Annotated in this window: 10 protein-coding genes; 7 read left to right on the top strand and 3 right to left on the bottom strand. The window is 52.4% G+C overall.

Annotated elements, in window-relative coordinates:
• Both HYU99_06710 and HYU99_06705 read right to left on the bottom strand, forming a co-directional pair.
• The coding region (locus HYU99_06710; protein MBI2340035.1) for an ORF6N domain-containing protein at positions 1-514 on the bottom strand (514 nt) is incomplete at its 3' end.
• A gap of 100 nt (positions 515-614) precedes the next feature.
• Positions 615-1,481, bottom strand: coding sequence for a thermonuclease family protein (locus HYU99_06705; GenBank protein MBI2340034.1), 867 nt, complete (start codon positions 1,479-1,481; stop codon positions 615-617).
• An 867-nt stretch (positions 1,482-2,348) separates the two neighbouring features.
• On the opposite strand from HYU99_06705, the gene HYU99_06700 reads away from it, so the two are divergent.
• The 4 genes from HYU99_06700 to HYU99_06685 all read left to right on the top strand — a co-directional run bounded on the left by HYU99_06700 (position 2,349) and on the right by HYU99_06685 (position 4,016).
• Positions 2,349-2,771, top strand: coding sequence for a PaaI family thioesterase (locus HYU99_06700; GenBank protein ID MBI2340033.1), 423 nt, complete (start codon positions 2,349-2,351; stop codon positions 2,769-2,771).
• A 21-nt stretch (positions 2,772-2,792) separates the two neighbouring features.
• Positions 2,793-3,491, top strand: coding sequence for a pirin family protein (locus HYU99_06695; GenBank protein MBI2340032.1), 699 nt, complete (start codon positions 2,793-2,795; stop codon positions 3,489-3,491).
• Between the two features lie 124 nt (positions 3,492-3,615).
• Positions 3,616-3,858 (top strand): hypothetical protein, encoded by a 243-nt coding sequence (locus HYU99_06690; protein ID MBI2340031.1) that lies wholly within the window; start codon positions 3,616-3,618, stop codon positions 3,856-3,858.
• A 14-nt stretch (positions 3,859-3,872) separates the two neighbouring features.
• Positions 3,873-4,016, top strand: coding sequence for a hypothetical protein (locus HYU99_06685; protein ID MBI2340030.1), 144 nt, complete (start codon positions 3,873-3,875; stop codon positions 4,014-4,016).
• Between the two features lie 147 nt (positions 4,017-4,163).
• Here the strand turns inward: HYU99_06685 and HYU99_06680 are convergent, their stop codons facing one another.
• Positions 4,164-4,574 carry a DoxX family membrane protein gene (locus HYU99_06680; GenBank protein ID MBI2340029.1) on the bottom strand — a complete coding sequence of 137 codons (411 nt, stop codon included), beginning with the start codon at positions 4,572-4,574 and terminating at the stop codon, positions 4,164-4,166.
• Positions 4,575-4,701: 127 nt separating this feature from the next.
• Between HYU99_06680 and HYU99_06675 the strand changes: the two genes are divergently transcribed.
• The 3 genes from HYU99_06675 to HYU99_06665 form a co-directional block, all read left to right on the top strand.
• Positions 4,702-5,337 carry a peroxiredoxin gene (locus HYU99_06675; GenBank protein ID MBI2340028.1) on the top strand — a complete coding sequence of 212 codons (636 nt, stop codon included), beginning with the start codon at positions 4,702-4,704 and terminating at the stop codon, positions 5,335-5,337.
• 64 nt (positions 5,338-5,401) lie between these two features.
• A complete protein-coding gene (locus HYU99_06670; protein ID MBI2340027.1) occupies positions 5,402-6,679 on the top strand; it encodes an amino acid permease in 1,278 nt (425 codons plus the stop codon).
• 345 nt (positions 6,680-7,024) lie between these two features.
• The coding region (locus HYU99_06665; protein MBI2340026.1) for a GIY-YIG nuclease family protein at positions 7,025-7,240 on the top strand (216 nt) is incomplete at its 3' end.

Below are 7,240 nucleotides of genomic sequence, written 5' to 3'. Positions count from 1 at the left end.
GATTGTTTTGAAAACCCTTCACCTTCGTAAATTCAGGGATTTCCGGGGGCGGTTCCATGAGCTGGTCCAGCGTTTCAAAGACGATCTTGAACTTGAAATCGTATTTTTTCTCCAAACTGTCGACCTTGTGGGCGAGATCTTTATGGACCGCCATGACTTCCCGTAACCTAACGAAAGTCCGCATGATTTCGATGCTCACCTGGACGGCGCGCTGGCTACGAAGGACAGCGGACATCATCGCGACTCCCTGTTCGCTAAAGGCATAGGGATTAGCCCGGCGGAGGCCGCCCCAACTTGAAGTCACAAATTGTGACTTCAAGATTTCGAACTCTTCGGCGGTCAGCTGAAAAAGGAAATCGGCGGGAAAGCGTTCGATGTTCCGCTTGACCGCCTGAACCAAGACTTTTGGCTGTACTTCGTAGAGTTCGGCCAAATGAGTGCTCAAGATAACCTTTTGGCCCCGAACAAGATGGATGTGGCTTTCGATTCTTTCCGACGGAATGAGCTGATTCATAACCCTCCTTTGTTTAAAGACCCCTGATTCACCCCTGCCAATAAGGTTTTCGGCCGAGCCACCGTGGGAGTTTCGTTTTTTCTCAAAAAATTTCGTGAGATTATAGCATGAGGTCGGCAAGACCGGCAGAGAGGAGTTCTTGATTGAGAAAGATCCCCTTGGTGGCGACTTCTTCCTTCTTGGAAATGGTTGGATGGTAGAAGACATCGGCGACAAACCGGCCGTACATGTCGGTTTTGTAGGTTTTGACGACGATAAAGGGGATGTCTGTGAGCTTTTCCTGAACAAACGCCTTTGCCTGTTCGCCCCGTTCGGGGGCCGTACCGACAGGCACGCCCCCTTTGACCAGTTCGGCTGTGTTGATTCCGCGAAAGCGGATTCTCTGGCTGACCCAGACAGAAAAACCAAGGTCGATCCGGACAAGGAGGGTGTCGCCATCGACGACATCCTCCACGACGGCCTTGTAAACATAGAGGGGATTGGGGTCGCGTTTCAGCGTGCCGGTCTGTTCGGCGGATGGCTGGAGCCGGATGGTCTTGTAGTAGTCCTTCTGGACCGCTTTTCTGAGTGCATTTCGCCCCCAGCCTTCCTTCGAGGCGGTGGTGAGATAAAATTCCCGCTCGGCATTGTCTTTGAGGGAGAGCAATTCAACATGGTGCGTCCAGCTCAAGACGGCACCGTCCACGGACGGCACGCCGTTAGGCCAGGTGCCGTAAAACTGGACGATCCGATAAAGGAGCGACTTGTCGACTTTGAGATCCACTGAAAGCTGGGAAATAAAAGTTTCGGAAGCCGCGGGATCGATTTTCGCTTGGGCCTCGCTGATTTTCTGCCCCATCTCCCAATAGGTTTTGAGACGGATTTCATTGACGGCTGACATCGCCTGTTGTTGGCCCAGGAGAATAATGGCCGAAAGGTCGGCGACCAATTGCCGGTAGTCGTTCGAACGCACTAAAGATTCTGGCATAAGACCCAGTTTAATTCGATTTGGAGCCAAAAGCCAGTAAAATGCGCTGACTGTGCAGATGCACAGTGAAACTTTACGGGGCCGTTGCTCGAGGGAACCCCTGGGAAGATTTTTGGGGTGGGGAGGGAAGTACCAGGAATGGTGGGTGGGGGAGTGCGGACAAGCGAGGTCCCAGCCGAAGGCTGGGGCCAGCGGCTGGTCCCGCATTGCGGGACCAGAAGGAGTGCGTGGACTTCCAAAAGATGGTGGATGCGATGGAAGCAAGGAGCTGGCGCCGGAGCCGTTCACTCTGGCCGGCCGATTTGGAACAATTGGGTGGGGGGGGGTTGGGGGACGGCCAGGATGAAAAATTTCAAGGCGGTTGAAAAACTGTAGTCCGCAGGACGGTGTCGATTTGGAACACTTGTCGGCGCCGGTTCAAGCCGGAAGGGTTCGGGAGGGAGGCTTGAACCGGCGACGCGATTGAGAACACTCGAGTCCAATGAAGCTGTCGGGGGCACGCCCGGGGGCCGCGCTTAAGGGGTGGGCAATCGGTCTGCAAACTGTGTGACCCCGAAGTTGGGGGCGCACAGTTTGCCAATTGGTTGCACAAACCGTGACAGTCCGCCGTAGCTTTAGCGAAGGCGGAATGGCGCGGTTTGTGCCACTCGGGGGGCGGGAAGGGCCGGGTGCCGCTCGGACGTTCGTTAACGGGTTCCACGTTCCATCAATTCGTCTCCGTGCGTGCGTTCAGCTTCGGCTCTGAATTCTCTTCGCGCGCCTTCTTTTCTTCGCCGGCCTTTTGCGCCATTCCCTCTATAGAAAAATCTTGGAATTGGTCGGCATTATTGATAAACCAGTCTCGAACGTTTTTCAGGAAGTGACGCAGTGGCTTCCAAAACGCAAGTCTACCAACAATTCGTCAAACTCTTTGAATCGGCGCCGATCAAGAAGATAACCGGCATGACGCTCTCTTACAATGAAGAGGGTCGGGCTGTTTTTGTCATGCCGCGCAACCCGGATTTCGACCACGCCCTGCATGATACCCACGGAGGACTGATTGCCACCCTTATTGATAACGCGGGCTGGTTTACCGCCGCCGCTCATTATGAAAAGTGGGTGGTTACAACGGATTTGAACATCCGTCTTTTGGAAGCGGTCAAACAAACCGATTTGACGGCAACGGGCCGCCTTCTGCGCGCCGGGAAAAATTTTTCAGTGGCTGAAATGGAAGTTCAATCAAAAGACGGACGGCTGGTTGCGGTCGGTTCGGGCAGTTTCATGGTGACTTCAAAAGCCATTGAAGTGTGAGGGCCCGAACTCCTTATTCGGATGATTACAATTCGCAAAAGAGAGGAAAGGGGCCATTTCAACCATGGTTGGTTGGAGACCTCTCACACCTTTTCGTTTGCCGACTACTACGACCCCGCGCAGATGGGTTTTCGCACCCTGCGGGTCATCAATGAAGACCGCGTCCAGCCCGGAAAGGGTTTTGGCACCCACTCTCACCAAGACATGGAGATTATCACGTATGTCCTGGAGGGGGCTGTGGAACATAAGGACAGCATGGGGAATGTGGGGGTGATTAAGCCCGGCGATGTCCAACGGATGAGTGCGGGGACCGGCGTTACGCACAGCGAATATAATCCTTCCCAAAAAGAACTGCTTCATCTTCTTCAGATCTGGATTCTTCCCGAAAAAAAAGGACTGAAACCAGGCTATGAACAAAAGACATTTTCCCCGGAGGAAAAACGGGGAAAACTCTGTCTGGTTGCCTCGCGGGATGGAAGAAATGGATCGGTGACGATTCACCAGGACGTTGATCTTTTCTGTTCCCTGCTGGAGAAGGGTCAAACCCTTGATTGGTCTGTTCCCACCGGACGTCATGGGTGGGTTCAGGTGATTCGGGGGGAAATGAAAATAAACGGCCAATCCCTTCGGGAGGGGGACGGGGCGGCAATCAGCGACGAAAAAAGCCTCAAGATGACGGCCAGCCAAGCCTCGGAATTTCTGCTTTTTGATCTCGGGTGAGTGAGGCACAGGCAAACTTCGCAAAGATGCCTGCCAATATTAAGACCTGAGCCCGTTTACTGATGGTTTTTTTGGCAAACCGTTGTTTGTGCTCGGCCTGCTCATCGAAAAGAAAGGAAACAATATGAAGAAATCTTACGTAAAATCTCTCAAGGAATATGAGGGCCCTTTTAATCTGGAGGCCGCAAAGATTCTTGAAGCCATGAAGCGTTATAAAAATGCGCGAAAAAAACCCACCAGTGTGGCTCTGGATGAGGCGACTATTTCGGAATTAAAACAGTTGGCTGAAACCCAAGGGATCCCTTACCAGGTGTTGATTCGGGTTTTCATTCTTGATGGATTGGAGCGCATGAAAAAAGCCGCCTGAGTGGTATGGATTTTATGAAACACACCATCAAAACCGAACATGGAGGACCCAAAAAAAGAAAAGGTTATTGGGGACGAAAAAAAGAAGCAAAAACCATCAGTAGAAAAAAAAGACGGCAGATTTCAAGGCAGGTAACCAATTCAGAATTGGATGGTTAGTTCAAATCATGAAACGGCTCATCAGCCAACCGAGCATCACGGCAAGGCCGTCACCCGCCATGTTTTGCCATGTGTCCGCGGTGGCCTTCATCATCTTGATGACAATTTAAAACTTCGGGTTGCCTGGACTTCGTTCAGTTCGCTTATTTAACGGGGAGCCCGACCTTTTAGAGAATCCGGATCACTTAGAGCGGCGCATACCAGCGTCAGCACCAGGTACTGCCAATTGGCAATCACGTCGGGCTTCATCAGGATGGTCTGGCCGATGGTCAGCAGGAACATCAGCAACGAAGTCAGCGCCCAGACGATGCGGGGTTTCTTGCCGGAGAGAATGAGGAGGGCCAAAACCGGCTCCGCGATAATGATCAGCCAGGCGAGTAGAACATTCAAACCGTGGGGCGACCAGGTTTTATCGAAATCAGCCGTGATAAAACCGACAAACGTGCCGGGCCCCATGAAGATCCATTTCGCAAGACCAACGCAGAATAACCACACCCCGAAAAAGAGCCGCATTCCGCACAAAAAGAATTTCCGGGTGTCGTATTTTAAGCATTTCATCAAAGCAATTTCCCCTTTTGTTTTGAATCTTATATCAAAATACGAAAATAATGCCAATATCTTACGTATGGACAAATGACGATGAGTTGATTAGAAAAGGGGCCATAAATATAAAAAGGAGGTTACCATGAGCATCAAACTGGGCGAAACCGCCCCCAACTTCAAGGCTGAAACAACGGAAGGCCCGATCGATTTTTACGAATGGATGGGGAATAACTGGGCGATCCTGTTTTCCCATCCGAAGGACTACACTCCGGTCTGTACGACGGAACTGGGTTACGTCGCAAAAATCAAGCCGGAATTCGAAAAACGGAACGTCAAGGTGATCGGCTTGAGCGTTGATGGCCTTAGCGACCACAAGGGATGGATCAACGATATTAATGAGACGCAAAATACCAGAGTCAATTTCCCTATCATCGCCGACAAGGAAAAGAAAATTGCCGAGGTTTATGGGATGATCCATCCGCAGGCGTTGGACAACCTGACCGTTCGTTCTGTTTTTGTGATTGGTCCGGACAAAAAAGTGAAGCTCACCCTCACCTACCCCGCCTCGACCGGACGGAATTTCGACGAAATCCTTCGAGTCGTCGATTCGCTCCAACTGACGGCCAAATACAGCGTCGCCACCCCCGTCAACTGGAAGCAGGGGGAGGATTGTATCATCGTGCCGTCGGTGAAAAACGAGGAGATCCCGGCAAAATTCCCCAAGGGGCACAAGGTGATCAAGCCTTATTTAAGGACCACCCCCCAGCCCGACAGGTAATAACCTTTGACGTCTCGGGCGATCCGTTGATGGTTGCCTCATACGCGATTGAAGTTTCAACTCCATGACTCCCTCACTTGCCCGCCATCTGGGGTTTTGGGCGCTGGTTACCTACGGCATCGGGGACATTCTGGGGGCGGGTATCTACGCCCTGGTGGGAAAGGTCGTCGCCGTGGCGTACGATGCGGGATGGATTTCTTTTGTCTTTGCCGCCTTTCTGGCGGTGGTGACCGGACTGAGCTACGCCGAACTATCCGCCCGTTTTCCGGTGGCGGCGGGGGCGGCCGCCTTTATCAAGCGTGCGTTCAAAAACAGGTTGATCGCCACCCTTTCCGGCGTCCTGGTTCTTGGCACCGGCCTTTCCTCCGCCGCAACGGTGACAACGGCCTTCAGCGGTTATTTGGCACAGATCATCCCCTTCCCTCCTTTTATCAGCCGGATTCTCTTTGTGCTGGCGCTTTCCTTTTTAAGTTTTTGGGGAATCAGGGAGTCATCCCGCGTCAATATCGTCCTCACGGCCATCGAGGTTTCGGGGCTTCTGGCCGTGATTGCGGCAGGCGTCGGGCTGATCACGGGAGAAAGCATCGCCCCTTTTTTTGCAAATTCCTTCAGGGGCGATATCGCCCCCGTTCTGTCGGGCGCGACAATCGCCTTTTTCGCCTACATCGGCTTTGAAGATTTGTGCAATCTGGCCGAGGAGGCCAAAAATCCCTCGCGTGATCTCCCCCGGGCCGTTCTTGCGGCCATTGCCGTGACATCGGTCATTTATTTCGCAGTAACGGTCATTCTTCAGATAACCGTCCCGCACGCGTCTATCGCCTCCTCCGACGTCCCTCTCCTTCTTATTTTGGAAAAAGCGGGTTACACCTGGGTTGGCGACTGGTTCGCCCTGGTCGCCATGCTGGCCATTGCCAACACGGGGCTGGCCAATCTCATTATGGCCTCGCGCCTTTTGTACGGCATGGCCCAGGAGGGGCTTGTGCATCCCGTAGCAGGAAGGGTTCACGCCGTCCGTCAAACGCCGTGGGTGGGAATTCTTTTTACCGCCGCAGTCACCCTGACCCTCGTTTTAACGGGGGGGCTCAAAACCCTTGCCCAAACCACCAGTCTTTTGATTGTTGTTGTGTTCCTTTTGGTGCATGCAAGCCTCATCCGGGTGAAATTGCAAAAAGAGCCCTATGCGGGATTCAAGATTCCCCTCTTCTTCCCTTTTTTGGGTTCCATTCTCTGCCTTGTTCTTCTTGTCCGCTATCCCCTCGAAGCCTACTTGAGGAGCTGGGTCATCCTCCTGGCCGGTTTTGCCGTCTGGTTTTTGGGGAAAAGGCGGCTCTTTAACCCGTGAAGCAAGCCGCTTAATTTCTTATGAAGCACACTCTAAAAACAGAACATTCCGGAGCCAAAAAACGCAAGGGTTATTGGGGGCGGAAGCAAGTAGCCAAACTCGTCAGCAAAAAAAGAAGACGGGAAAATTCCAGGTCCATGGTTTTTGAAGCGGCAAAGGAAAATTGTGGCCAGAAAACTCGATATGCTCGTTGAATGCCCAAAAAGCCGTGGATATCTATAGGGCGTCAAAAAATATCGGCAAATTGCCCAAGGCGCTTATTGTTCACGGCCATGCGGCGCATGTCTGATTTTTTAATTTGATCCCATACCTGTGAAGCCAAAATACAAAAGGATGCTCGACGGAATGGCCAAAAAAAAGGCCCCCTCCCCTTCCAAAAGGGAGAAATCCTGGTTTCTCTACATTCTGGAATGTTGCGACGGAACCTTTTACACCGGGATCACCAACGATATTCAAAAACGCTTTGAGGCGCACAACAGGGGGCGCGGCGCGCGCTATTTAGAGAATCCGGGTCACTCAGAGCGGCGCATACCAGCGTCAGCACCCCGATATCGCCCCCGT

It is taken from the genome of Deltaproteobacteria bacterium, assembly GCA_016183175.1.
Classification (GTDB): domain Bacteria; phylum UBA10199; class UBA10199; order UBA10199; family SBBF01; genus JACPFC01.
Note: the sequence above shows the minus strand (reverse complement) of the source record. Positions and strands in the feature narration are given on the sequence as shown.